Genomic DNA, 24,882 nt, shown 5'->3' on the forward strand with positions numbered 1-24,882 from the left:
ATAATGGGAAATCAATTTCTTTGGGTATGGGAACAACCGCAGGATTCACCGATTTGCAGCGAAAAATCGAATTCACGAATAGTCGGTTTACCGTCCCAATTTTTTAGCATTTCGATGGCGGTTTTCGCCATGGCATCCAACGGCTGGCGTACGGTCGTTAATGAGGGCACGTTATATTCAGACTCAATGGTGCCGTTAAAACAGATAAGCGCCAGATCTCTCGGTGCGATCAGATTATGCTCGGCCATCGCGCGTAAACAACCTAATGCTTGTAATTCATTGGTGGCGAAAAGTGCCTGTGGCAATGCCCCTTTCAACATTTGTTGCGCGGCTTGATACCCGCCGGGGCGGGTATATGTGGTCGAAAAAACCCACTCATTACGTACTTTTAGCCCTGCTTGTTGCAATGCATCGCGCCAGCCGTTCAATCTATCTTGAGTGTTGAGCATGTCCAGCGGGCCGCAAATAATGGCGATGTCACGATGACCATGGTCAATCAGATGTTGAGTTGCCTGAAATGCCGCAGCGCGTTCATCCACACGAATAGCACTGATCTGTTGTGCATCGTCGACTCTGTCGAGCATGACAAAAGGCGTACCAGTAGCCTGAATTAATTCGATATAGGGATGGCGGTCAACACTGGTATACAACAAACCATCAACCTGACGATGCAGCAGATTATTGATAAGTTCGCGTTCGCGCTGTCGGTCATCTCCCGCGTCGCCCAATAACAACACTTGCCCGTTGGCAAAGGCTTCACGTTGCAGAGCATGGGCCATTGAAGAGATAAAAGGGTTGGAAATATTGGGAACAATTAAGCCATAGGTTTGAGTGGTCCCACGCGCTAATGATCGGGCAATCTCATTGGGGCGGTAACCGGTTTTTTTAATCGCATCAAGCACGCGCTGTTTAGTGGCAGGAGCAACGGGCCGTGGCCCATTATTAATGACGTAACTCACTACCGCCACAGAAGTTCCTGCTTCGCGAGCAACATCAGAACGTGTAATACGACGAGACTGCGGGTTGACCAAAGTTACCTCAATACTAAACATCCCTGAAGGAGATATCTGGGGAAATCCCAGTAAAGGTGGGAATAAACTCACTTTACTGGGAATAACAGATAGTTACATCAGAGAATGGCGTTTTCTACTACTAAACCGCATCTTCTGGTAAATTGAGGTCACGCCCACGAGTTTCTGGTGCAAAGAACGTGGTAACAAACCCAATTCCCGCCATTACGGCGAAATACAGTGCAATTGGCCACCAGTGGCCAGTCAGTGTCAACATGGCTGCCGCTATTAATGGTGCAGTCCCACCGGATAAAATGGAGCCTAACTCTTTCGCGACTGCCATTTTGGTATAGCGATTAGTCACACCAAATAACTCGACACCCCATGCTGCTTGCACCCCAAAGATACCCAGTGACGCCAAACCCATACCTACAATGATAGTCCCCATTACAATAATCGGCTCGCGGGTTTCCAACAGCATAAATGCCGGGAAAGCATAGATAATTAATAACAAGCAGAACCAACGATAAGTAATACGGCGGCCAAAGCGGTCTGATAGATAGCCGGCCAATGGAATAATCAAGAAGCCCAGACAGGAAGCAATAAATACCGCCATGGTGGGCACCGATTTATCCACCATCAGCACTTTGGCAACATAGCCAATCATAAAACCTTGAGCCAGATAAGACGGGCCGTTCTCGCCAATACGCAAGCCCACCATTATCCAAAACGATTTGCTGCGCTGCCAGAAAGTGCGATTATCCACTTCGGCCGTATGCTCGCGGCCGAAGGCTAATGCTTGTTGGCGCTGTTGTTCCAACACCAATTTTTGGCGCTCAAAGACCGGAGTTTCACGCATGTGACGACGGATAAACAGTGCTGCACCAGCGATTAAAATGCTGGAAAGGAATGGAATGCGCCAGCCCCAGTCAAGCAGAGTTTGTTTGTCCATCTGCAAGACCAGCAACCACACCAGTGCCGCCAGCAGCGTACCGCTGTTAGATCCCAATGCAATAATGGAGGAGACTAAACCTCGCCTTTTAGCTGGGGCATATTCCCCCAACATCACCGCGCCGCCAGACAGTTCGGCACCCGCTCCCAGACCTTGCATAAAACGCAAGAAAGCCAGACAGGCCGGAGCCCACAAGCCGATAGAGGCGTAACTTGGGATCAGGCCAATCATGGTAGTGGACGCTCCCATCAAGCTGATGGTCGTAATCATCACCACTTTCCGGCCTTTGCGGTCACCTAATCTACCGAACAGCAGCGCGCCAATAGGGCGGGCAATAAAGCCGACAGAGTAAGTGGCGAAGCTGGATAACAACGCGATTGCAGGTGTTGCTTCCGGGAAGAAGACATCACCAAATATTATGCCAGCCGCTAAACCATAAAGTGCAAAGTCTGCATACTCCATGGCCGTGCCGAGCCAACACGAAAAGGTTGCGCGCCAAAAGTCTTTGCGACCTTCGGGCGTAGCCAAACGCTCTTCTGCAGCCATGCTCTCTGATGGAGCATTGTCTGCCGCCGAGCTATTTAGTGAAGTCATTAAAAAAGTTCCCCTGGTGTTGAAGCATCGTGTTCACGCATTAATGTGTCTTTATACGTCTGTTACTCCGTTGCCGGGCTTAATCAGCAAAACTGAGTTAAACGAGAAAATATTAGATAACATTAATATTGTTTCGTCTTTTTAGTGTATCTACCCGCGTAGATAGGTCAAATTAATTATCATTACTTTAGAGATTGTTCACGAAACTGTCATATAACTGCTTGGGATTTTCACGAAATTTGGGTGCTGATACAATAAAGCCAGCCATAGATAAGAATACTTAAATTAAACCGCCTGATAGAAACCGATAGTTTCCTATCAGTAGTTGAGACGGTTTAGCGCTAGGAACTACCCTTTATCATCAGAGCTGCTGACTGCCAATCTGCGCGGGGCGAAATCATGGAACAGTATGTGTCATGGTTGAATTTATATTTAATTAAAACAATTAATTAGAGTTAAAACTCTCATCTGAAAAACTTGAATGACGGGTTTGATTCCTCGTCCGAGTGAAGATTTATCCGCTGATTCGGTGACCTAAACTATTAATAACAGACATATATCGGTATTATCCTGATATTACTAATGCAAATCATTGTCGTTCCCAATCAAGGATATCTACATCCCCACTTTTCAGGAGAGAAAATGCGATTACGTTTAGCTTTATTTTCATCATTACTGGCGCTCACAGCGGTGCTTACCGGGTGTGATAACTCATCGGCAACCCCTGAAGACACAGCAAAAATCAGTATCGAACATGCACAAGGCACCACTCAGGTTCCACTTAATCCGCAAAAAGTCATCATACTGAACCCTTCCGTATTGGATACGGCCGATGCCCTGAATATCAAAGTGGCCGGTGTTCCCCAAACCAGCACACACCTTCCGGCGTTTTTATCCAAATACACCGGTTCAGAATACCTGAATGCCGGCACCTTATTTGAACCTGACTATGAAGCCCTGAGTCAGGCTAAACCTGACCTAATTATCGCTGGGGGGCGTGCTCAAGACGCCTATGACAAACTGAGTGCCATTGCCCCGACTATCGCACTGGATATCGATCCTAAGCACTTTACCCAAAGTCTGACACAGCGTACGGAACAATTAGCATCTATCTTCGGTAAAGAAGAAGAGGCGAAAACACTGCTGGGTAAATTTACTTCTCAGATAGATGCTATCAAGCAGAAGTCAGCTAATGCTGGGTCTGCCATGGTAGTGATGGTCAGTGGCGGAAAAATGTCGGCCTACACACCGGGGTCGCGTTTTGGCTTTATTTTTGACGAGTTAGGCTTCACTCCTGCGGCCAGCTTCACTGAAGCCGGTAATCATGGCAACGTGGTGACTTCTGAGTTTATCCTCAATGCTAACCCTGAGTGGTTATTTGTCCTTGATCGCGATAATGCCATTGGCCGTACTGAAAATCAGTCTGCACAACAAATCTTGGATAACCCTCTGATTCGCAAGACCAAAGCATGGCAAAATAATCACGTGATTTATCTCGATTCTGCCTCGCTCTATATTGCCGGTGGTGTGCAGAGCTATATGCAACTGATGGATAAAATCAGCTCAGTGCTGGATAAACAAGCTGCTGCGCAGTAATACCCACTAATGAAAAATCTTAGCTTTATAGCAGGCCTGGTTATTTTACTGGGCCTTATGGCATGCAGCCTATTTATTGGTGCCGGGAATGTCACCTTGTCCGAGGTGTGGTCAGATCCCGACATGAGCGACATCTTTTTGATAAGCCGTGTACCGCGAACATTAGCCTTGGTTCTGGCTGGCAGTGCCATGAGTGTTGCTGGCCTTATTATGCAGATGCTCACTCAGAACCGGTTTGTCGAACCCTCGATTGCCGGTACCACCCAGTCGGCCAGTCTCGGCTTACTGTTGGTTATGGTATTTAGCCCCGCCGCACCGGTAATGGTTAAGATGTTAGTAGCGACCGTTTTTGCTATGGGCGGTACCGCACTTTTTATGCTGCTACTGGCACGAATGAGAATGAAATCGGCGCTGATGGTGCCGCTGACCGGCATTATGCTGGGGGCGGTATTTAGCGCAGTCACCACTTTCTTGGCAATGGAGTTTGATCTGCTGCAATCATTGGGCAGTTGGGAATCGGGTGATTTCTCGGGTGTGTTGCAAGGCCGCTATGAACTGCTGTGGATAGTGGGTGCATTGACGTTGATTGCTTGTTTGATCGCTGACCGCTTTACTGTCGCTGGTATGGGGCGGGATTTCTCGGTTAATGTCGGCTTGAATTATCAGCGGGTTATGCTCATGGGGATGTCCATTATTGCTATCACCAGCGGCGTGGTAGTGGTAGTGATCGGTGTACTGCCTTTCCTCGGATTAATAGTTCCCAATATTGTCAGCATGGCGATGGGTGATAACCTACGGCGAACCATCCCTTGGGTGGCGTTGTGTGGCGGTGGCCTAGTGGTGTTATGCGATATCATTGGTCGATTAGTCAGTTACCCGTTTGAAATACCTGCCAGCGTTATTCTGGGCGCAATTGGCGCACTCGTTTTCCTATTATTAATTGTTAGGACAAAACGTCATGCAGGCTAATGAGTCTTCTTCACTAAACTCTCTATCCCAAGAGAAAAATAAAAGCTTAAGCTCCCCGGCAAAACGATTATTGTTATTGAGTATTATTGCTCTTATCGCAATGGTTATTTTCATGACCATTAATCTTAGAGGCAATATTCAATATGTTCTGGTGCATCGTGGCCTTATTTTAGCCACTATGGTATTGGTTGCCTTTGCCGCCGGTATTGCCACCGTGTTATTCCAAACTGTCACTAATAACCGGATTTTGACGCCGTCAGTGATGGGACTTGAGGCGCTGTTTATCCTGATCCAAACTATGTTGATCTTTTTTGTCGATGCTAATGGGTTCAGGGTGCTCGGAATTACTGGAAAGTTTCTTTGTGAATCGGCTTTGCTACTGCTGTTTTCAGTATTTCTCTATCGCTGGTTGCTGACCGGAGTAGGGATTAATCTGCACAAGGTGCTATTGGTCGGGTTGGTATGTGGCACGTTGTTCCGCAGTTTATCCAGCTTGATGCAGCGCCTGCTCTCCCCCGGAGAGTTTGCTGTTTTGCAGGGCCGGGTATTTGCTACCTTTACCCGCGCCGCGCCGGAAATTATTGCGCTTTCTACTGGGATAATTATTCTCGTGGCGATAACCATTTGGCGCATGCGCCATTGCCTCGATATTATTGCTTTGGGTAGAAATACAGCAATTAATTTGGGCGTTGCTTACCAGAAAAAGATCACCACTATCTTACTATTAGTCTCGTTACTGGTCGCTATATCAACAGCACTTGTCGGGCCATTAACCTTCTTAGGTCTGCTTATCGCGAATCTGGCTTATCCGCTGGTAGGATCATTCCGGCATCAATATTTGTTGCCAGGGGTCTTTCTGCTAGGGGTCATTACGCTGGTCGGTGGGCAATTGATCCTTGAACGTTTGCTGAACATGTCGGGAACACTCTCTGTGGTCATTGAGTTTGTGGGTGGCGCGCTGTTTATTTATCTTTTAATAAAAAAGGCTCCGGTGTGATTGAAATAACGGATATTAATAAAAAATACCAGAATACAACGGTACTCAGTAATATAAATGAGAGCATTCCTTCTGGCGGAATAACGTCAATTATCGGGCCAAATGGTGCGGGTAAGTCGACGTTATTGTCGATTATGAGCCGTTTACTGACGCCAGATCTCGGGCGTGTTCAGTTTAACGGGCTGGATGTTGCCCAAACCTCCGGGGATAAATTGGCGACTATCCTTTCAGTCCTACGGCAAGAAAACCACTTTACCAGCCGACTGACAGTTTCAGATTTGGTAGGATTTGGCCGTTACCCTTATTCGAAAGGGCGGCTCAATGAAAACGATCGCCAATATATTGATGCGGCGATGGAATTCCTCAATCTGATGCCGCTGAAAGACCGCTATCTTGATGAGTTGTCGGGTGGACAACGGCAACGTGCTTATGTGGCGATGGTGTTGTGTCAGGATACGAAATATATCCTGCTGGATGAGCCATTAAATAATCTGGACATGAAACATTGTGTCGCGATGATGAAGCAATTGCGGCGTGCGGCGGATGAATTGAAGAAAACAATCATTTTAGTGATTCATGATATCAATTTTGCTTCTGCCTATTCCGACCATATTATCGCCATGAAAGACGGTGCGGTTATCTATCGCGGCGCACCCGAAGAAATCATGCAGCCGGATATCCTAGAAGAAATTTTTGATATAAAAATCAGAATAGAAAAAGTGCAAGAGCAACATATCGCGGTTTATTACCGTTAAGGCTAATGACAAAGTTATTTTATGACTCGGAAACTAGCGGGGCGACTGTATCAATAGGCGCTCCTACGGCTTACGCCACTTGTATTTTAAACAAGTAGGGACCCATTCAGCACATTTCCCCGCTAATTAACTTTGTCAGCAGCCAGAGTAACTAAATTGCAGCGTATTCTCCGGTGCCTTCAGGCCAAGGTGTCAGTAGGTCGTAACCGGTTTCCGTCACGGCAATGGTGTGTTCCCATTGTGCTGAAAGAGAACGGTCTTTGGTGACGACTGTCCAACCATCAGACAGGACGCTGGTGGCGGCTTTACCGGCATTAATCATTGGCTCAATGGTGAAAATCATTCCTGCTTTCAGCGGCATACCTAGTCCCGGAGTCCCATAGTGCAGTACTTGTGGTGCGGTATGATATTCCTGACCCACGCCATGACCACAATACTCCCTCACCACAGAAAAACCTGCATCTTCCGCAACTTGTTGAATAGCTGCTCCGATATCCCCGAGTGTTGCCCCTGGCCTTACGACCTTAATCCCGGCAACCATCGATAAATAAGTGATATCCACCAACCGTTTAGCTCTGACGGATGGCTCTCCAACATAGTACATTCTGCTGGTATCGCCATACCAACCATCTTTAATAATGGCGACATCAATATTGACGATATCGCCATTTTTGAGTTTTTTATCCGACGGAATTCCGTGGCAAACCACATGATTGACCGAGGTACAAACGGTGTGCGCATAGCCGTGATAGCCTATATTGGCAGGGATGACTTTCAGTTCGTTAACGACGTAATCGTGACATAACCGATCAATTTCATCTGTTGTGACCCCCGCGCGAACATAAGGTGTGATCATTTCCAGCACTTTCGCGGCGGCTTGGCCTGCCGCTCGCGCCATTTCAATTTCTGCCGGTGAGTGAATTTTTACTGTCGTCATTGCGCATTCTCTTCTTTATTAAATGTATGGGGTTCACTCTGGATGATTCTGGCAATGTCGGCTCCACCCTGTAATTCAGCCTGAACCAGTACTCGTGCCAGCTCATGGTGGCTCAATTGGGGATAAAGCTCTGCCAGCATACCCATTTTGAGCCAATGCTCGGCTTGTGCGTTAATTGACCGGCTCATGGCATTACTGGCGATACGGAGATTTTCATGCATCAAATCGGAGATTTTAACAATTCCCATAAAGCACCTATACGAAACATATATGTTATGTATATTGCCACAACAGAAAACAAAATACACATGCTTGATTCGCAAGGCGCTTGGGCCATAGTTAGGGAGAAGAGCCTTTACTTGAGTAGGTATGAACGGTGAACTTTAGCGATGACTTTCTTTAATAGCGGTGAGGATAGAAGCGTACCTGCAGGCATATGCCATCCTTATGAGAAAATTATCGCCACGCCTACCTGAACCATCCTTCCTTTAGTGCACGCAATCTGTAAGCAACGATTAATCGCGGAAGGATGTCCTGATGCTTCAGATGATATATCGAAATACCCCTTTTCATTTACGTAGTCATCCAACACTGCTGAGTTGGCTGTAATAGCCTTATTTGGGTTTACTAAATCGTGGTAATGGTACTGGTGCTGGGTGGTTACTCTTATAACTGATTAAATGGCTTATGTACGGTATATACGATTCAGTTAATTCTTTTAACTGTTTGATACCATCTATCTCAGTAGAGTTTTGTTGAAAGTGTGGCGCGAATACTCTGGCCAGGTTATCAGCGGTCATTAAGTTTGTTTTATTATTACGTTCAATTTTAGCTAAGAAAGGCAGCAATTCCTGTATTGGTGATGGTAGCTGTTTTAGCCATGGTGCCTTTTGAGGGGACTTAGCATGACCTTCAACCAAACGTTGAATAGTTTTTTTATCGTCAGTGGTTAATGTCAATTTTAAATATTCTTTAAATGTACCAGTAATGCAATGAATGTCTTTAAACTCATTTAAATATTTGAATATTTTCTCCTTGGTCTTAATGCCCGTATTCATATATTCTGTAATGGTTTCAATTTCCCTTTTGGAACCGGGAGTTCGAAATAGTCCTTTTTCCTTGAAAGTGCCAGAGTTGGCGTTAAAATATTCAATAAGAATTCCCATGTTTTTACGTGCCGAAAAACACTCTGGAGTCATATCTTGCCCTAGTAGTTTTCGTGTCTCACTTATCTTGGCTATTTCTTGTTTGCTATCTGTTTTCTGTGTTTTGACTACTTCTGGTAAGCCACTATTTAACTTCATGTTATCTAATTTATTTTCCGCTGCTACTATTTCTCGCAACGTGCGTAGCTTTGCCTGTAGATCCTTTTTCTCAATTTTTTCAGCCTGCTTACTATATTTATCTAAAGATTTAGTCAACCTGGAGATTTCTCTAATAAAAGAAGGTTCTTTTAGCTCATTATTAAAGCGGCCAGTACTCATTAATACATCTGCAACTAGCTTCAAACTTTGTGGGCTATCTTTAATTATCTGACACATTAAAGAGTGTTGTTTCTCCACTGTCAGCATTATATTTAATAATATTATGCTCTGTGGCATAACCCTTAAGGATATTGGCTACTTTATTAATTTTTTTTGGAGATTCTCTGCTGCGTTAGTGCACTCTGCAAGAGCAGGGTGACTCTTTTTATTAAATACACTGAAGCTGTCAGCTGGCTTAAAAAAAGTAATCGACATGGTGTGACCTCGCTAGATTATGTAAAAGTAATAGTCTGTCACTCAATCACTAGGGCTGCTTTCACTTTTCGCGGCCAAGTAGCTCCCTTTGGCTTGTCTGTTATTATTTCTCTGATGCGAAATAGTCACGTATCAATTGATGCCATTGCTCGCGTGCAACCGGCTTTTGTAGCAGGTAATCCATGCCGACTTCGCGGGCGCGCTGTGCATCTTCTACTTGCAGTGAAGCCGACTGACCGATAATCAGCACTGGCTCTGGGGTATCTTGCATCAGTTTTCGCAGGTGACGAACCAGTTCAAAGCCGTCGCTCTCATCGAGCCGGCAGTCGGTCACAATAATAGTATGGTGATGTTGTAACCAGCTCTGATAAGCCTGTTGCGTGTTTGCCACTGCATCCACCTGAAACCCCATACGGCTAAACAGTTCATACTGAACCTCCAGTAACAGTGGTTCATCCTCTACGACCAACAGACGCCGTGATTCTGTCATGGTGGCAGGGGAGTGTATCTCGGGACTATCACTGCGGCTCTTGAGCGGCGACTGCTCATTACATAACTCGATGATGGCAAGATAGAGTGCTGATGCATACAGCGGACGAGGGACAATGACAGACTCACCCTGCTGATTGTGCAGTTGCCAGTGATTCTGAGACAAATCCAGTTGTAAGTGTATCGTAGGCCCTGGGGGGGCTGTCGAGCGTTGCTCAGCAGTGAAGCAATAAGGTAACTCACAGCCATCCAGAATCTGGGTAATTTCTCTACTTAGCGGGGTGGGGGGCACCACAGATATGAAGATATGCAACCCTTCAGTCTGTGGTTTTTCGATAACATAATGGGCAGCAATTGCAGGTAGGGCAATGGTCACCCGTGAGCCGACCCCCGGCTGACTGGCAATAGCCAGATGCCCGCCGGTGATATGCATATTTTTCTTGGCGACGAACAATCCCAGCCCGGTGCCCTTGGGGTGAGGAGTATTGCTGTCCGAGCGAGAGAGTTTGCCCTGATAAAAGGGTTCTGAAAGCCGTGCCAGTATCTTGCAGGGGATCCCGGTGCCGGTGTCTATCACCTCAATGCTAAACATGTTCTTACCGTCCACTTGCAGCAATGAACATTCAATCAATACCATACCGCCATGTGTGTGCTTAATGGCATTACTGACGATATTGTTCAGCGCCTGAGAAACCAAGGTACCATCGATCAAGTGAGGTAAAAAAAACTGCTTTGACAGGTAGCGAACCTGAAGTGTGGTGCCGTGTGTTTCGGCAAAACTGGTGAATAGTTTGACCGTGGTATCGCATAATTCGACCAGTAACTGTGGTTGTGGGTTTTGAGTGACAGAACCGGCATTGATTTTGGCGTTATCGAGTGACAAATCAAGATTATCCAGTAATTCGCGGGTGACATGAATTACGTTAGCAAGTCTTTCGCGCTGGTTGGTTGAAGCTATTTTGTCTACCAGACCTTCGCAGGCCGTCAAAATACCAATCAGTGGCGTACGCAATTCGTGCGCAATAACTGACAGCTCGAGATTGTTTTTTGAACCCAATTGGATGAATGCTATTTTTAGCTGCCGGTTACGATAAAAAACAAAACACGACAGACATAATAAGGCAGTGGCCAGGCTATAGTAGTACCAATTTGGTTGGGTATTATCCGGTTGCGAAATAGTGTCGCTGAGCATCCATTTTGCCATGAGTTCAGATTGCTGTTTGGCGGAAATGGACGCGATGACTTTATTGATAATATCGATCAGGATTTGGTCTTCGGGTCGTGCACTCATCACTCTGGGAATCTTGACTTTATGAGGGTGGGACATTTTTAGCTGCCCGGGGTGAACTACGTTCATGTAATAGAGAGCTGTGGGCGAAAGGACGACTGCGGCTTTTGCTCGCCCGTGTATCACCTCACCGATAGCCTCCTCGGGCGAACGCGATATCTTGTAATTAATATTAGGAAATTGCTCAGTAAACCACTCAATCAGTGATAAATAGTCAGTGATGGAAACATAACCCTCTTGCAGGTCATCCGGAGTCACGATATGTCGTGTGGCTTTGCGCGTGACAGTGACCGGCCAGGTAGAAAAAATCGGTACACTGCTGATCAGGTTATTGGCTTTGACAAAGGCGCTGGAAGTGCTGGTAAGTAGTGAGATTTTGCCGTGTTCCAGATTTGCAATAGATTCGTCGTCGTCATTCGTTGGTACCGGCTTAAAGTGTATCCCGGTGGCCGCGGCAATTAAGTCAATATAATCCCGTGTCAGCCCAATATGTTCCCCGTTACTATTAAAAGTTTCAATTGGATAAGAGTTCGGGAAAATACCGTAGTTCACTACCGGGTGAGTTTTAATATAATCCAGCTCTTGCGGTGTAAAACTGATGGTGCTCGTAGCATAAACGGCTGTCGATGACAGCAGCGTAAATATCAGTATCAGATAGAATTTAGAGAGAAATTTCATGAGCATATTTAAAGAAATCAGTGTTTGAAGTCAGCCCCAGTTTCTTGAAGGCACGCGTTTTCGTGTTGGATACCGTTTTAAAACTAATATTAAGGCGCACACTGATTTCTTTCTGCTTCAAGCCATTGAGTAGCATCCGCAGTACTTCGGTTTCACGCCCGGTTAAAGTATGGTGTGTATTTTGCTCTGTGGGTTGAGACAGGGCTGCCAGCTCAATAGGGAAGAATTTTTTACCACGGGCGACATACGAAATAGCAAAAAACAGCTCCTGGATGTCACTGCTCTTTTGCACAAATCCCCATGCCCCCGCTTGCCAGGCAAGACGAGCTACAGCCAGACTTTTATGGGCGGTATGAACAATAATTTTCAATGCGGGGCGCAACTGTATAAGGCGCTTAATAAGCCCGACGCCATCCTGAGGCAGTGATGCATCCTCGTTCTCATCTGTCTCGCCAGCTACAAGTGAATAATCCAGCAACAGTACTTCAATCTCAGGGTTGCTTTCTAGCAGCGTGATGAGTTCGGGTGTATTGCTGACACAACCGACAACCTGTAGCGAAAAGTCACTGTAAATAAGCTGGAGTTCTGGTTCTTTGTGATGATAAGGGTATTTTTTTAAGATCTCCATCAGCGCAAGGCGACTGAAAGGTTCATCTTCGATCATTGCTATATTGAGCGTTTTCGTTTGCGTCATAAAGGCCTCGATCAAGTGAGGCAAAAACTAACTGTCATTGACTGTCAGTAATAGTTTTTCACTTGATTGACGTAGGAGCGGTGTGAGTTTGTCACTCATCATAATTAATTGCCCCTCTTTCTCTACCCTTACACTGATATTAAGAGGCTGCGAAGATAATGATAACTCATTCGGCAGTTGCAAGCGAAATGGAATTGTAAGACTTTTTGTTTGAGTCACAAAATTATACTCATGAAGCGTGAATTCTTTCTCTCCAGATGCCTTATTCTGAGAAAGTGAGAGCGTAATTTTAACATTTTCAGGTATTATCTTATTATTGCTCTGAATATTTCCCTGAATGTAATCCCCATTATAATTACGGCTATTACTTGTCGGAAGGGTACAGCCTGATAAAATTAAAGACAGTAATAAAATTAAACAATAGGAATAACTGTGTGTATGATTTTTAAAAATAAACTTCATTGGATTACCCTACGGTGAACATATAAAAAAAAGAACAAGTTGCGGCGATAGTCAGTGTACAGGTTGTAATAACTGCATCAATGATACCTTTCTGACGTACAACTTTATTTTTGACTGGGGCTACTGATGTTGACTCGATAGCCAGTGCTTTCTTGGTGCCGGTATATGAAATACCAATTCTTGGTAAGGTGGCAATCAGGGTTTCATCCAGATTGGCTTTCTTAAATGAACAACGTAATTGTCTCACCAATTTATAATAGCTACTCTCAGTTACAATAACGCCACGTTTTTCCCAAATTGCATACATGACTTCTCTTTTGCTACAGGTTTTATCCAACAGCATTTTTAACAGACACGACTCACTTTCTGAAAGAACCACGACAGTTTCTTGTTGGGTCAATGTTCTCTTCCAGGAATTAAAAATAACACCTTCACACAAAACAACGTTGGTTGGGGTCAGTTCATTATTAGTCATGATATTTTCGCCTTCGTAAAAGATTAACTAAGTTCAAGGCGTGTTTTATACCTTCTCCTTAAAAGGTTCTCAACGGTAGAAAGACTGATAGGGGTATATTAAAGAATACTCTCCATGCGTTTGGAGAGTGCTCTCTGTGTGTTTAAGATTTTGTCTTATTTTTGGTGTTAAATATTAAGATGTGGGGGAGGATTTTAGCAGTGATGCATTCTTCTGGGCAAAATCAGGGCCGGAATTAACTATTTTCATAATTTTACTGGCGTACTTATCTCTATACTGGATAGTTTCTGAATGATACGCGCCCACTGCGCGCCAGCTATAACCATGTTTTTTAAATTTCTGACTGAGCAAATAGGCTCCAGCTTCGATGTTGGTGCAGGGATGCATCAGCGCCTGTTTATCATTGATGATCCCCTTAGATTTTAGCGGTGCAATATTAATGGTATTAATCTGCATCAGGCCATAATCATGACTACCATTTTTGTTAATGTTACGGGCGTGCGGTTGACCACCCGATTCATGAATAATAATCGCCTCGAGAATGATTTCTGGCACATCCCAGCGTATAGCCGCATTAGATAAACAAGATGCTTGTGCGGCAGCGGGGACCAGAAATAACATGATTGATAAATAATAAATAATAAATAATAAATAATAAATAATAGTTTTCATAGGAATATAAATTTAAATTTCGTCTGACTCTTCGTCATCCTCATCAGGGACTCGCCCCATTTTGGAGAAAACCTCTTCTTTCATTTGAGTTAAGAGCATGTTGTTGGCAATGTACATTGCATAAGCCGGATCAAACTTTTCTTTCAGTAAAGTGTTATCTCCCGGCACCTCGGATGTATTGAGTGTTGCAACCAGTCCGGTAATAAATGTTGTTCGTTCTGTTGATGATAGGCTAATTAGTTTCCTATTGAGCAGGCCGAAGAGCGCTTTCTTGTCTTGCGTGGTGCGTAGACTTTCAACAAAGTCATCAATTGCTGATTGCCCCGTTGTTAAAGGTTGTTGCGCAGATCCATTTTTCTCTGTGGATATTTTTCCTGCGGGATTATCTTGCCATGCTTGTGCAACACGCTGCTGTATATTGTTATTACTGTGAGAAACAGGTTTAACATTCGGGACTGTTGCTGTCATTTTCAGCGCTGAGTGAATCATCGAAATTGACATGTGGTTCTCCTGATTGACTAAGTTGTTGGGAAAATTTCTGATACAACGCCTTTTTGGACTGCAAAATAGAGCAGCGCGCAGGCAGAGATAAAACATGTGGTAACGTCCGTTGCGCCGCGCTCGGTGGTGAGAAATGGAGGATTTCATTATTTACCTCCAGCGCAATACTCTCCTCCGTGCCACCCACTAAACTGATATGCTGAATTTCTGCCAGCACAGGTTTTAGCTTCTTCAACAATGAGGGGGGCAGGTGCATTTGAATCTGAATAGGTTCAGGATGTTGTCGGATAAAGTGTTCACTAACAATTTCATACGTCCGTGGATCACTAAACATCTCCTCCAACAGCGTTTGCAAGCGGGCTTCACTACTGGCCAGTGCCTGTTGATATTGGCGCTGGCTTGATTCCAACCCGAGCAATAGATCAGCTAACAGTTTTTGTAGCCCATCCTGGTAGCCTTGCTGGTAAGCAATACGTTGTATTTCCTCTGCTTCTTGTTGCGCCTGCTGACAATGTTCCGAGGCCTGTTTTTTAGCCTGCTCTATCAGTACTTTTTGATAGCGGTTCGCTTTCATGGCTTGATGTTTAATCAAGACTTTTTCAACAGCGGTTTGCCGGATATCCGGTTCAGATTGTGGTGACATAGCGGCAGGCTCCTTCTATCACATTCCACGGAAGGGCATTTTTCACCGGCGCTTCCATTAATTGTCGGGTTATGGCACTGAACATGTAACTGGCGCGGGCGGTATACACCCTGCCAAATGGGGCCAGACCTGCCAGTAGTTGCGCCGCACCTGTCGCCAGCAGTGTTTGTGGCGATGATGGTGCCTCCTGCGGTTGACGGAAATTAACATTCACGCGTTGATGTAACTCAGCATATTGAGATGTCTCCACCCACCACGGGAGTGGTGCAGGGAGCAACAGTACCCCCAGCGCCCAGGCCATATTCGGCAATAGCGCCCAATGTTCAGCAATAAAATCGGGCAACAGCAGCGTATTTCTATCAGGTGCAGGCAGTTGATACTGCTTCAGCAAGCGCTGATTGTGAGCTTGCTGTAATACCTGAGGTAGGGCGGGGTAATCAACACCGCTGTGCTCGACGTGAAAGTAGCCACCCGGTGCCAGCAAGATTTTCTGCTGACAAGCGAAACTAAACCGACCGGGATTGGCTGTCATGATTTTTGCTCCGTGATGCTCAACGGTGCTTCTTGCTTGCTGTTTTGTTGCTTTCGACGCCAAAGTAACAACATGGCACCGGCAGCTGTCATTAAAGCGGCAGCAATGCCAACCAATAGCACCGGAGGCACAGGAAATTCTGGCTCATTTTTCATTTGACGCTGTAATGGAGGGCGCTCGACTACCACCACTGAAACATTATCAAAGCTAGCCTCGGCAAAACTGTTAGTGAGAAATAACTTAATTTTACTCATCATCAGCTTATGATCTTCATTGCCGGAATAAGTCACCAGACTGGAAACCTGCTGCGGTTCTTTGACCCGATTATTGCCATTTAAAGGATAACTAACATGGACTCTGGCGTTTACTACACCGGGAATGGTCAGTAGCGATTGTTCCAGCCGTTGCTCAATTAAGGAAAGCAGACGTGAGCGTTCTGCCTGCGGTGATGCTACCAATGAATCCCCTGGGAACGCCTGAATAATTTCCACTGACTCTTTAGAAGGCAGGTTGTACAGACGTAGCAAATCCACTGCGGTAACAAAATCACTGCGCGCGACCTTAATGGAATTACCCAGCTTTCCATTCTCCCTACGTGTTCCTTCCACGCCATTTTCCTGTAGGACTGCCAGGACTTCATTGCTTTGGCGCTGGCTAAGTTCCGTGAGCAGTACCTGGTTATCACAACCAGACAGCAGACAGAAAGTACTTATCAGCAGAAGTTTTGTCAGCTTATTCATGATTTACTGGGCTTTTAAGACAGAGTCGATCGCAGAGGCACTCTTATGGGTTAATGTACTGATCAAATTGATGCTGAGGCTATAATTGCCCATTCGATTTTGTAATTTTAATAATTCAGCTGGGTTAGTTGCATCGCCATTATTAACCTGACTAATAATGGCGGCCTTTTCCTGGCTGGCATTAACGCTGTAGTTGGCAAACAAATTTCTTACGCGGTCTTCTACTGAGCCGCTTGCCGGAATATTCTGTTCCATTACCGGCTGAACGGCCGGCGCGAGATTGATAAACATTGACATAAACTATCCTTAATGGTTCCGCAATAACACGGTGAGATATTATTGCGGAATAATGAATTTACATATTACGAATAATTGCCTGAGAGGTGTCTTTAATCGATTTCATAATATTGCTTTGTGCCTGGCGCGCACTGTTATAGTGCCCATTAAGGGCCGATATTTTTGCCAATACGACTGGGTTATCCATTTCGTTATTTGGGTTTTCAAGTTCCTTTTTTAATTCGTCTGCCAGCTCTTCAACACGCTTGTTTAGTAATGCGCCACTACGGTATTGCATCCCCCAGTTTTTATCTGATTGGTCATCAACAGTTTCATATTTAGAAGTGCTCCAATTACCATTTTGTGCAAGTCCAGGTACAGGTACAGGTACAGCCATAATATATATCCTTATTACTTAGTTTTAAAATGACACTTGATTAAAGTACCAATGGTTATTATCTAATAGGACATAGCCGTTCGGATTATTAACGAGCGACTTTCCTGCCAGATGATTCGTACTCAAAGAGATAGAGAACTGTATATGACGTACGCCATATCTCTTTGTGAAATGTTTGGAAAAATCAATTGCCGACAGCGCCTGCCTATCATTCAGACTGGCATTAATAATAAAAACAGAGGTGCCGCTTTTATTACTCACCCGCCAGGGTACATTACTTTCCGTTAGTCCTTGCTCTGCCTTGTGCATCAATTCAGTTGCGGTGTAACTCTCTAACTGAGTTTTTACCGAGCAGCCGAGAAAATCAGCCAGTGTCTGTTTAATCAGCTTATTTTCTGGTGCGGGATAGTCGCCTTTTAACCAGCGAATCACTGGCTGACAAGGAAGAGTTAAATCCACCTTTAACAAGCCGGGTAATTGCTTGCCAAGCTGAGTTTCGATCTCTTCTTCTAAACTGGCGATTTTTTTCAATATCACCGGTTCTTGATAATGCTCTCGCAATAAACGCTGAGTGCTCCAGTCCAAATCACGCTGTGTTCTTACTAACACCAGGCTTTGACCATCACCACCGGTGGTTACGGTCAATGGGGAGCTACTGCCCTGAAGCAGCGTTTCCAGCGTTTTGACCTGCCGTGCTTCACTGTTGTAGTTAACCAGTTTCCAACCAATGACGGTTGTGAGTACGGCAAGCATAATGCCGGCCACATAAACTGGATTAAGTTTACGTTCTGCTGATGAGCGAGTGCGGACATGACTTACTGTGCTTTCCTCATCGGCTATTTGTACGCTAAGAGGCGAACTCTCTTCACTATTCCACGGCGTGTTCAGCATTTTGATCACCACCGGAAACTGCTCGGCCAGCATCACTTCTTGAAATATCACTGGCTGTTTAATATCAGGGCAATCACCGCTCAGGGTGAGATACCACTGCCCAGTGTTCTCTGTTTCAGGCGCTGAAGTTGCGTCATTATCACAGACAAAGGCCAGTTGGTAATTACCCTGCTCACTCGGTAAATAATAGGTAGTGAAGCCGTCATTATCTGTTTCTGTTGAATAACTTTGCTCAGGGCCAATAATTATCCGGTGGCTACCCGCTTTGAGCATTAATTCATTACCGCTTAGAGGCCCACTGGCAATCCTCATTATTAAGACGCGGTTGTCTGTGTCCCTCATAATATTTTCTCGTTGAACCAAATTGGCGCTAAGTAAAGCCGAGTACGAATTTTTTGTCAGCGGAATTGACCGGACTATTTCTTACCAAGTCAATGACCCGTGGGAGTCATGGCTATTCCGAGTGATTCCGTTTAATAAATCGACGTCATCGTTCATTGTGCTGCAACTCAAATAACGAGCTGGAGACGAAGAACGATGACAGCAATAAATAATGACATTAAGCCGGTAACCCCATCGGGCCATTGTTTATCCCTGGAGGATAGCCTGGTACTGGCTGTACCTAATGATCAGGCGCTGGCATTGACGTTTCGCTCTGTATATTCGGGTGAAAGTGTCGTCATTGCTCAACCTTCACTGTTTATTTGCAATAACCCCGGCAAGATTGAGGGAGATAAAACTCACTGGTTTTTGCACAGTATCACGTTAGCCAGTTTCACCGAACTTCTCGCAACGATTGATTCTGCATTGGGTAAATCATTTTTGGATACTGAAGTGAAATTATCTGCAGCGGTACGACCGTGGTCAGAGGTGATTTCCATCGATACGCAAAATGGTACGACCAAAATGTCGGTGAATAATACCGTGATTGACTTAATACTGCGTAACCAAATGGAATTCAATACTTGGTGTGATCTATTAAGAAAATATGAAGCATACGGAATAATGAGCTTCTTATTATCAGCTTCGGAACAGACAGATAATGTCAGCATTAATTATTTAAGTCAGCGCTATGGTGTCTCGGCAGCTTATTTCAGGCAATTATATCGAGAGAGCTTTAAGGCGACGGCTAAGAAAAAGATGATGAGTGTGCGTATGGCATCCGCCGTATTACAACTTATAGAAAGTGATGGTTCAATTCTGGATGTGGGCTTTGATGCCGGATATTGCTCGGCCTCGCATTTTACTAATGATCTCAAAAAAGAGTTGGGGTTAACACCCTCAGAAATAAGACGTTTGGAGTCTATTTTATATGAAAGTTAAATACAGAGGAGTGATCTATTTTTCACTCTTATTGTTGGCGGGCAATATGTGCCAGGTCAACGCTGAGGTGATTACCGCATTGCCCGTCGGGCAGGAAAACGTTAATGACTCCTTTGTCGCGAATAACGTCATGGTCGGTAAGTTGTTTGATGCCGTCGCCGAGCGATTGGAGAAACCGATTATTCTCAGTAAGTTGGCGGCACAAAAGCGCGTCACTGGGAACTTTAATCTGGCCAATGCTGATGAGACGTTTAAATCACTGTCCCGACGTATGGCGCTGGTGTGGTATGACGATGGTGCAGGGATTTATGTTTATGACAACAGCGAAATGCGCAGTGTCATTGTCCATACTCAGGCTGCTGGTAGTGGGCAAGTGCTTAACTATATTCAGAAAACCGGGATTTACGATAAGCGTTTTCCCGTCCGTACCCAAGGCGATAACCGCTTACTGTTTGTCTCAGGGCCACCGCTGTATGTGGAATTAATTAGTGCGGCAGCCGCTTATCTTGATGAGCGTATTAAGCAGGAAGATCTGGCCAGTGGCGGTGAAGTGGCGGTTATCCCGTTAAAACACTCATCGGTAACCGATCGTACCTATAACCAACGTGGGCAGAGCGTCACTATTCCCGGGATGCTAACGGCATTAAATGCACTGTTCCAAGGTAACAATGGCACCACATCGGAAAGCACTCTGACGATACAACCGAAAGAGGGCGAGCCGACTATCGATGCCGGTTTTCCGGCGCCGCCATCAGTTAGCGGCGGCAACAGCGCAATGAGGCTAGCTAGTGCTGCTAAAACCAGCAGTCCGTTCTCACTGGTCGCGTATCCCGACAGCAATAGTTTGGTGGTGAAAGGCAGTGCGGAGCAGATTCGTTATGTTCGTCAGTTAGTTCATACCCTGGATAACAGTCGTAGCCAGGTGGAACTATCACTGTGGATTATCGATGTAACGCAAAGCAAAGTTGACGATCTGGGGGTGCGCTGGGAGGCTGGGAATATCGGCGTGGCTGGCGGTACAGTCACCTTTAACCGCAGTACGCTGAGCGACAGCAAAACGTTTCTGGCACAAATTGACGCGATCAGTAAAACCGGTAATGCCCGTATCGTTTCTCGCCCGGTCATCCTGACGCAAGAGAATGTTCCGGCACTATTTGATAACAACACCAGTTTTTATGCCCGAGTCGAGGGTGAGCGAGTGGCCTCACTGCAACAGGTGACCTACGGCACCATGATCAGTGTGCTGCCGCGCCTTTCTGGCGGGGCCAGCGTTGAAATGGAAGTCAACATTGAAGATGGCGGATTAAACCGTGACAACTCGGGCAAACTTGCCGATATCGCCGGGCTACCCGAGGTTAACCGCACCAATATCAATACCGTGGCACGTATTGGCCGCGATAAAAGCCTGTTGATTGGTGGATATACCCGCGATCAGGTTGAAGAGGGGGAAACCCGCATTCCGCTGTTAAGTGATATTCCATTGTTGGGTAACCTGTTTAAGTACCGTTCACATAACCAGCAGAAGATGATCCGTATCTTTTTGATTCAGCCACGTTTATTGGATGAAAATGAAGCCTGGGACGGTCGTCAGTTCTCTGATAATGAACGTCTGACCCAACATGATAGCAAGTTGCGCGGCACCGTTGAGTTTCTTAAGAAGTATGCGAGCCAGCCGTGGCAATAGGGCCGGTTGGCGGTAACTCACGCTTTTTAGTGGGTCAGCGTGACAAAAGTAGTTCTGCCGCACAGGCTAATGATGATGCTGACGAAGCGGCGCGTGGACAGGGAGTTATTGATAACAGTAGCGAATATGCCTCAATGTCCATGTTGGCAGCCAGTCATGTGCGCCGCCGTGGACCAACTACAGACAGCAAGGAAGAGTGGACGCGTTTTTCGGAACGAATTTTGGATGCACAGGCAGATGAAAAAATCCTGCGGGTTGAAAGTGCGCTTAACAGCAAATTGACGACACCGCAGCAGTTACGTGCTTTGTTGCTTCAATATTTTACCGATACCAGCGATTTGCTGATGGCTTTGGCGGCATTGATTCACCGCAGCCGATTAAAGCGCAAGCAGCTCGAACAACTGGAAGCATTGCGTGAGCAGCTAGAGGCAGAAGATCTCGATCGTAGTGCGCAAGCGGGTATCAATATTGCTCTGGTGGCCAAAGCATTTGCGCAAAAAATGCAGCAGTCCGCGGGTGATTTGAGAATGGTATACCGCGAGTTTCTCAGTTATGACGGCCCGATAATTTATCTGTATGAGCAGTGGGCAGATGAACTGGCGGCTCAGGAACGTGAAAATATCATCTGTTACCTGGCTCGGGCTTTGGCTTGTGATTTACAAGTCTTACCGCTAGGAAATATTAATGTCAGTGAATTTGGTGCTCTATTTAATCGAATTAGCCGATTAAGAGAGATGCAGTCTTTGGACGGTATATTCCGCCAGCGTTTTGCTCACACAGACTTTTCTTTTATTGGTCTGAGCGGAGAGAAGATACTCAGCAAATTATTTATCAGCGGCATTCGTGGTCAAGAAAATTTTAATGACAACTTAGTTGCCTTTTATTCTAAGCAACTCAGCGCACTCAGTACGGATATGCGAGCGCGGTTTTTGCAGATTTTAATTATTGCCTTTTCTGTATTGCCGACAGGTATTTTCCCCTCGCCGGAAGATCGCGATCATCTTATTGATGGGTTGAGGGAAAGTATGAGTCACTTTATGGAAAAAGAGCTTGTTATGGCTCGACGGGTATTACATGACGAAGAAGAGAACATGCCATGAATAAACTTAGCGAACTATTATTAAATATTCGCAATCGTCCTGAACTGTTAGTGTTGATCATCATGGTTATGGTTATCGCCATGCTGATTATCCCTTTACCGACGATTTTAGTAGATCTGTTAATTGGCCTGAATATTATGATTTCGGTGCTAATTTTTATGGGGTCTTTTTATATTACACGGGCATTGGATTTTCGCTCTTTCCCCTCAATTTTATTAATTACCACTTTATTTCGATTAGCGTTATCGATCAGCACCAGTCGTCTTATTTTGCTGGAGGCGGATGCTGGCGATATTATTGCTACTTTCGGCGAGTTTGTTATTCAGGATAATTTAGTTGTCGGGATGGTGGTATTTGCTATCGTGACTATCGTGCAGTTTATCGTGATTACCAAAGGCTCGGAGCGTATTGCCGAAGTTGCGGCGCGTTTCTCACTTGATGCCATGCCGGGTAAACAGATGAGCATTGACGCTGATCTGCGTGCCGGGGTGATTGATGAGGCAACAGTAAAACAGAAGCGCAGTGATATGGAAAATGAGAGCCAATTGTACGGCTCTTTTGATGGCGCGATGAAGTTCATTAAAGGCGATGCCATCGCTGGGATCATCATTATTTTTGTCAATCTAATTGGTGGGATTTCAGTTGGAATGGCGCAACTGGGCATGGATATGCCTACCGCACTGAACACATTCACCTTATTGACCATTGGTGATGGTTTGGTGGCGCAGATTCCTGCTCTGCTTATTTCCATCAGTGCAGGCTTTATTGTGACTCGTGTGGGCGGCAATGATAAAAACTTAGGTGAAAACATTGTTTCTGAGCTGTTTGCCAAAGATTTCACCATCTTAATCACCGCTCTCATTGTCTTTAGTATCGGTTTCCTACCTGGCTTTCCGACGTTCATTTTCCTGTTCTTATCTGGGTTAATGGTGGCACTGCTGTGGCATCGCAAGCTTCAGAAACGTAAAGAGAAAAAGGGTACCTCCGGTGAAAGCCAAAGTGACACTGAAGTTAGCCCTGAGGTAGCGGAAGGTGAAACTCGACGAGAAAGTAAAGTTTCAGAAGATGAATATGTACCGGAAACACTGCCAATTATTATTTCGGTGAGCCAGGTTCATAAGTCATTGTTGGAGGATAACAGTTTTCTCTCGCGCATTAAGAAAGATATTTTTGTGCGCTATGGCTACCGCATACCTGATATTGCCATTAACTATTCACCGATAGTATCAAGCGACAAAATTATTGTGCTGATAAATGAAGTTCGTGCCGGTGAATACAACATTAGCTTTGGTGGTTTACGTCTTTTGACTGTTAACGACGAACTGGAATATCTGGGGTTGGAGCTGACCCAATTTAGTGATGAATATGGGGCCGTTAGTACTTGGGTTGCTAGTAAACATGCTGATGAGGTTAAACAACTGGGTCTCATGGCGCGCGATGATATTAGTGAAATTATCGACTGTATCGGCACTTTGTTATTACATCATATTAATGAGTTCTTTGGGATTCAGGAAACTAAAAACCTGCTAGACGATCTGGAAAAGAAATATCCTGAGTTATTAAAAGAGTGCTACCGCCATGCAACAGTACAAAAGATAACGGAAGTATTTCAGCGTCTACTGATGGAAAAAATTTCTATCCGTAATATGAAACTGATTTTGGAAACACTGGTGCAGTGGGTACCAAAAGAGAAAGACAGCATGATGCTGGTGGAATATGTCCGTGGTGCCATGGCTCGTTACATCTCATCTCGTTTTGCTACTGATGGGCGTTTGAATGTTCTGATGATTAATGATCAATACGAAGACATGATTCGCCAAGGGATTCGTCAGGCTTCCGGTGGTGGCTTCCTTAGTCTTGCCCCAGAAAAAACCGATGAAATTATTCAGGCTTTTGCCCAGGCAATAGAAAACAACTATCTCTCAATTCGGGATATGAATGTGCTGGTGCCAGTTGATATTCGTCGTTTTGTGAAAAAAATTATTGAAAGTCGTTTTCCTGAATTGGAGGTGCTCTCATTTAATGAGATCTCCGAAACAGTGAAAGTTAACGTAATTAAAACCGTGTAAGGATAACTACCATGAAATATCGTTTTGTTGATGCATTGAATTCTTTTTTATCTACTGAAGGGCGTCAGGATTTAATTAACTCACAGCTTGATTGTCATTCAACTATTCAGTTAGAGCTAAATGAAGCGCCGCCTATTAATATCGATTTATTGACCGACGATATTATTTTGTGGTGCAGAATTTCTGAATGCCAAATGAATCATCTTGAATCACTGGGGCAAAATTTATTGAGCGAATTGCTGGAATACGCCCCGCGTAATTTTCACATCGGGCAGCCCGCATTGAGTTTCAGGGAAGACACCTTAGTGCTTTCCGCAATACTGCGTGAGCCAGCGTTGAATGACACTCAATTATTTGCTGACAGTCTAAATGAGTTTTATGAGCGCAGTCATCGATTATCCACCCTATTAGCTGGCTAA

26 protein-coding genes are annotated in these 24,882 nt (G+C 45.1%); 9 read left to right on the forward strand and 17 right to left on the reverse strand.

Annotated elements, in window-relative coordinates:
* Positions 1–11 precede the first annotated feature (11 nt).
* Both ACF3VQ_RS03085 and ACF3VQ_RS03090 read right to left on the reverse strand, forming a co-directional pair.
* Entirely contained in the window at positions 12–968 is a 957-nt protein-coding gene (locus ACF3VQ_RS03085) for a LacI family DNA-binding transcriptional regulator (RefSeq protein WP_392435429.1), read from the reverse strand.
* Positions 969–1,152: 184 nt separating this feature from the next.
* Complete coding sequence (locus ACF3VQ_RS03090) at positions 1,153–2,556, reverse strand: MFS transporter (RefSeq protein ID WP_392433351.1); 1,404 nt, start codon at positions 2,554–2,556, stop codon at positions 1,153–1,155.
* Positions 2,557–3,198: 642 nt separating this feature from the next.
* Between ACF3VQ_RS03090 and ACF3VQ_RS03095 the strand changes: the two genes are divergently transcribed.
* The 4 genes from ACF3VQ_RS03095 to ACF3VQ_RS03110 are packed head-to-tail and all read left to right on the forward strand — an operon-like array spanning position 3,199 to position 6,873.
* Complete coding sequence (locus ACF3VQ_RS03095; protein ID WP_392433352.1) at positions 3,199–4,152, forward strand: siderophore ABC transporter substrate-binding protein; 954 nt, start codon at positions 3,199–3,201, stop codon at positions 4,150–4,152.
* Between the two features lie 9 nt (positions 4,153–4,161).
* Complete coding sequence (locus ACF3VQ_RS03100; protein ID WP_392433353.1) at positions 4,162–5,121, forward strand: ABC transporter permease; 960 nt, start codon at positions 4,162–4,164, stop codon at positions 5,119–5,121.
* Complete coding sequence (locus ACF3VQ_RS03105) at positions 5,111–6,118, forward strand: iron chelate uptake ABC transporter family permease subunit (protein ID WP_392433354.1); 1,008 nt, start codon at positions 5,111–5,113, stop codon at positions 6,116–6,118. The genes ACF3VQ_RS03100 and ACF3VQ_RS03105 overlap by 11 nt, the downstream gene beginning before the upstream one ends.
* Positions 6,115–6,873, forward strand: a complete 759-nt coding sequence (locus ACF3VQ_RS03110; protein ID WP_392433355.1) for an ABC transporter ATP-binding protein — start codon at positions 6,115–6,117, stop codon at positions 6,871–6,873. The genes ACF3VQ_RS03105 and ACF3VQ_RS03110 overlap by 4 nt, the downstream gene beginning before the upstream one ends.
* Positions 6,874–7,024: 151 nt before the next feature.
* On the opposite strand, the gene map is transcribed toward ACF3VQ_RS03110, so the two are convergent.
* From map to ACF3VQ_RS03185, 15 genes are all read right to left on the reverse strand, one after another.
* Complete coding sequence (gene map, locus ACF3VQ_RS03115; RefSeq protein WP_392433356.1) at positions 7,025–7,810, reverse strand: type I methionyl aminopeptidase; 786 nt, start codon at positions 7,808–7,810, stop codon at positions 7,025–7,027.
* Positions 7,807–8,058 (reverse strand): ParD-like family protein, encoded by a 252-nt coding sequence (locus tag ACF3VQ_RS03120; protein ID WP_392433357.1) that lies wholly within the window; start codon positions 8,056–8,058, stop codon positions 7,807–7,809. Before ACF3VQ_RS03120 ends, map begins: the two co-directional genes overlap by 4 nt.
* 366 nt (positions 8,059–8,424) lie before the next feature.
* Positions 8,425–9,294 carry a Rho GTPase-activating protein gene (locus tag ACF3VQ_RS03125; RefSeq protein WP_392433358.1) on the reverse strand — a complete coding sequence of 290 codons (870 nt, stop codon included), beginning with the start codon at positions 9,292–9,294 and terminating at the stop codon, positions 8,425–8,427.
* 358 nt (positions 9,295–9,652) lie between these two features.
* Positions 9,653–12,010 (reverse strand): ATP-binding protein, encoded by a 2,358-nt coding sequence (locus ACF3VQ_RS03130; RefSeq protein WP_392433359.1) that lies wholly within the window; start codon positions 12,008–12,010, stop codon positions 9,653–9,655.
* On the reverse strand, positions 11,988–12,698 hold the full coding sequence (locus tag ACF3VQ_RS03135) for a LuxR C-terminal-related transcriptional regulator (RefSeq protein WP_392433360.1): 711 nt from the start codon (positions 12,696–12,698) through the stop codon (positions 11,988–11,990). Before ACF3VQ_RS03135 ends, ACF3VQ_RS03130 begins: the two co-directional genes overlap by 23 nt.
* A 27-nt stretch (positions 12,699–12,725) precedes the next feature.
* Positions 12,726–13,160 carry a hypothetical protein gene (locus tag ACF3VQ_RS03140; protein WP_392433361.1) on the reverse strand — a complete coding sequence of 145 codons (435 nt, stop codon included), beginning with the start codon at positions 13,158–13,160 and terminating at the stop codon, positions 12,726–12,728.
* Between the two features lie 4 nt (positions 13,161–13,164).
* Positions 13,165–13,635, reverse strand: a complete 471-nt coding sequence (locus tag ACF3VQ_RS03145) for a transcriptional regulator (RefSeq protein WP_392433362.1) — start codon at positions 13,633–13,635, stop codon at positions 13,165–13,167.
* A gap of 174 nt (positions 13,636–13,809) precedes the next feature.
* Complete coding sequence (locus ACF3VQ_RS03150; protein WP_392433363.1) at positions 13,810–14,256, reverse strand: lytic transglycosylase domain-containing protein; 447 nt, start codon at positions 14,254–14,256, stop codon at positions 13,810–13,812.
* Between the two features lie 63 nt (positions 14,257–14,319).
* Positions 14,320–14,808 (reverse strand): hypothetical protein, encoded by a 489-nt coding sequence (locus tag ACF3VQ_RS03155; RefSeq protein WP_392433364.1) that lies wholly within the window; start codon positions 14,806–14,808, stop codon positions 14,320–14,322.
* Positions 14,750–15,451, reverse strand: a complete 702-nt coding sequence (locus ACF3VQ_RS03160) for a hypothetical protein (protein ID WP_392433365.1) — start codon at positions 15,449–15,451, stop codon at positions 14,750–14,752. Before ACF3VQ_RS03160 ends, ACF3VQ_RS03155 begins: the two co-directional genes overlap by 59 nt.
* The gene (locus ACF3VQ_RS03165; protein ID WP_392433366.1) at positions 15,435–15,983 is read right to left on the reverse strand and encodes a hypothetical protein; all 549 of its coding nucleotides are present in this window, start codon (positions 15,981–15,983) and stop codon (positions 15,435–15,437) included. The genes ACF3VQ_RS03160 and ACF3VQ_RS03165 overlap by 17 nt, the downstream gene beginning before the upstream one ends.
* A complete protein-coding gene (gene sctJ / locus ACF3VQ_RS03170; protein ID WP_392433367.1) occupies positions 15,980–16,723 on the reverse strand; it encodes a type III secretion system inner membrane ring lipoprotein SctJ in 744 nt (247 codons plus the stop codon). The genes ACF3VQ_RS03165 and sctJ overlap by 4 nt, the downstream gene beginning before the upstream one ends.
* 3 nt (positions 16,724–16,726) lie before the next feature.
* The gene (sctI, locus tag ACF3VQ_RS03175; RefSeq protein ID WP_392433368.1) at positions 16,727–17,020 is read right to left on the reverse strand and encodes a type III secretion system inner rod subunit SctI; all 294 of its coding nucleotides are present in this window, start codon (positions 17,018–17,020) and stop codon (positions 16,727–16,729) included.
* 58 nt (positions 17,021–17,078) lie between these two features.
* A complete protein-coding gene (locus ACF3VQ_RS03180; protein WP_392433369.1) occupies positions 17,079–17,396 on the reverse strand; it encodes an EscF/YscF/HrpA family type III secretion system needle major subunit in 318 nt (105 codons plus the stop codon).
* Positions 17,397–17,420: 24 nt separating this feature from the next.
* Entirely contained in the window at positions 17,421–18,629 is a 1,209-nt protein-coding gene (locus tag ACF3VQ_RS03185) for a PrgH/EprH family type III secretion apparatus protein (RefSeq protein ID WP_392433370.1), read from the reverse strand.
* Between the two features lie 195 nt (positions 18,630–18,824).
* On the opposite strand from ACF3VQ_RS03185, the gene ACF3VQ_RS03190 reads away from it, so the two are divergent.
* From ACF3VQ_RS03190 to ACF3VQ_RS03210, 5 genes are read left to right on the forward strand one after another with little or no spacing between them, the layout of a single operon-like run.
* The gene (locus ACF3VQ_RS03190) at positions 18,825–19,610 is read left to right on the forward strand and encodes a helix-turn-helix domain-containing protein (protein ID WP_392433371.1); all 786 of its coding nucleotides are present in this window, start codon (positions 18,825–18,827) and stop codon (positions 19,608–19,610) included.
* Complete coding sequence (gene sctC, locus ACF3VQ_RS03195) at positions 19,600–21,294, forward strand: type III secretion system outer membrane ring subunit SctC (RefSeq protein WP_392433372.1); 1,695 nt, start codon at positions 19,600–19,602, stop codon at positions 21,292–21,294. Before ACF3VQ_RS03190 ends, sctC begins: the two co-directional genes overlap by 11 nt.
* Positions 21,285–22,394 (forward strand): type III secretion system gatekeeper subunit SctW, encoded by a 1,110-nt coding sequence (sctW, locus tag ACF3VQ_RS03200; RefSeq protein ID WP_392433373.1) that lies wholly within the window; start codon positions 21,285–21,287, stop codon positions 22,392–22,394. Before sctC ends, sctW begins: the two co-directional genes overlap by 10 nt.
* Entirely contained in the window at positions 22,391–24,463 is a 2,073-nt protein-coding gene (locus ACF3VQ_RS03205) for an EscV/YscV/HrcV family type III secretion system export apparatus protein (protein WP_392433374.1), read from the forward strand. Before sctW ends, ACF3VQ_RS03205 begins: the two co-directional genes overlap by 4 nt.
* Positions 24,464–24,474: 11 nt before the next feature.
* Positions 24,475–24,882: a type III secretion system protein gene (locus ACF3VQ_RS03210; RefSeq protein WP_392433375.1), complete on the forward strand. Its 408-nt coding sequence runs from the start codon at positions 24,475–24,477 to the stop codon at positions 24,880–24,882.

Source organism: Yersinia fenwicki (genome assembly GCF_043099325.1).
Taxonomy (GTDB): Bacteria; Pseudomonadota; Gammaproteobacteria; order Enterobacterales; family Enterobacteriaceae; genus Yersinia.

Excerpts from the sequence above, each read along its gene's own strand:
- map (WP_392433356.1), bottom strand. The coding sequence starts at position 7,810 with ATGACGACAGTAAAAATTCACTCACCGGCAGAAATTGAAATGGCGCGA.
- ACF3VQ_RS03130 (WP_392433359.1), bottom strand. The coding sequence starts at position 12,010 with ATGCTCATGAAATTTCTCTCTAAATTCTATCTGATACTGATATTTACG.
- ACF3VQ_RS03100 (WP_392433353.1), top strand. The coding sequence starts at position 4,162 with ATGAAAAATCTTAGCTTTATAGCAGGCCTGGTTATTTTACTGGGCCTT.
- ACF3VQ_RS03150 (WP_392433363.1), bottom strand. The coding sequence starts at position 14,256 with ATGTTATTTCTGGTCCCCGCTGCCGCACAAGCATCTTGTTTATCTAAT.
- sctJ (WP_392433367.1), bottom strand. The coding sequence starts at position 16,723 with ATGAATAAGCTGACAAAACTTCTGCTGATAAGTACTTTCTGTCTGCTG.
- ACF3VQ_RS03125 (WP_392433358.1), bottom strand. The coding sequence starts at position 9,294 with ATGAGTACTGGCCGCTTTAATAATGAGCTAAAAGAACCTTCTTTTATT.
- ACF3VQ_RS03095 (WP_392433352.1), top strand. The coding sequence starts at position 3,199 with ATGCGATTACGTTTAGCTTTATTTTCATCATTACTGGCGCTCACAGCG.
- ACF3VQ_RS03205 (WP_392433374.1), top strand. The coding sequence starts at position 22,391 with ATGAATAAACTTAGCGAACTATTATTAAATATTCGCAATCGTCCTGAA.
- sctI (WP_392433368.1), bottom strand. The coding sequence starts at position 17,020 with ATGTCAATGTTTATCAATCTCGCGCCGGCCGTTCAGCCGGTAATGGAA.
- ACF3VQ_RS03135 (WP_392433360.1), bottom strand. The coding sequence starts at position 12,698 with ATGACGCAAACGAAAACGCTCAATATAGCAATGATCGAAGATGAACCT.
- ACF3VQ_RS03145 (WP_392433362.1), bottom strand. The coding sequence starts at position 13,635 with ATGACTAATAATGAACTGACCCCAACCAACGTTGTTTTGTGTGAAGGT.
- ACF3VQ_RS03160 (WP_392433365.1), bottom strand. The coding sequence starts at position 15,451 with ATGTCACCACAATCTGAACCGGATATCCGGCAAACCGCTGTTGAAAAA.
- ACF3VQ_RS03155 (WP_392433364.1), bottom strand. The coding sequence starts at position 14,808 with ATGTCAATTTCGATGATTCACTCAGCGCTGAAAATGACAGCAACAGTC.
- ACF3VQ_RS03165 (WP_392433366.1), bottom strand. The coding sequence starts at position 15,983 with ATGACAGCCAATCCCGGTCGGTTTAGTTTCGCTTGTCAGCAGAAAATC.
- ACF3VQ_RS03120 (WP_392433357.1), bottom strand. The coding sequence starts at position 8,058 with ATGGGAATTGTTAAAATCTCCGATTTGATGCATGAAAATCTCCGTATC.
- ACF3VQ_RS03190 (WP_392433371.1), top strand. The coding sequence starts at position 18,825 with ATGACAGCAATAAATAATGACATTAAGCCGGTAACCCCATCGGGCCAT.
- ACF3VQ_RS03180 (WP_392433369.1), bottom strand. The coding sequence starts at position 17,396 with ATGGCTGTACCTGTACCTGTACCTGGACTTGCACAAAATGGTAATTGG.
- ACF3VQ_RS03090 (WP_392433351.1), bottom strand. The coding sequence starts at position 2,556 with ATGACTTCACTAAATAGCTCGGCGGCAGACAATGCTCCATCAGAGAGC.
- ACF3VQ_RS03105 (WP_392433354.1), top strand. The coding sequence starts at position 5,111 with ATGCAGGCTAATGAGTCTTCTTCACTAAACTCTCTATCCCAAGAGAAA.
- ACF3VQ_RS03210 (WP_392433375.1), top strand. The coding sequence starts at position 24,475 with ATGAAATATCGTTTTGTTGATGCATTGAATTCTTTTTTATCTACTGAA.
- ACF3VQ_RS03140 (WP_392433361.1), bottom strand. The coding sequence starts at position 13,160 with ATGAAGTTTATTTTTAAAAATCATACACACAGTTATTCCTATTGTTTA.
- ACF3VQ_RS03185 (WP_392433370.1), bottom strand. The coding sequence starts at position 18,629 with ATGAGGGACACAGACAACCGCGTCTTAATAATGAGGATTGCCAGTGGG.
- sctC (WP_392433372.1), top strand. The coding sequence starts at position 19,600 with ATGAAAGTTAAATACAGAGGAGTGATCTATTTTTCACTCTTATTGTTG.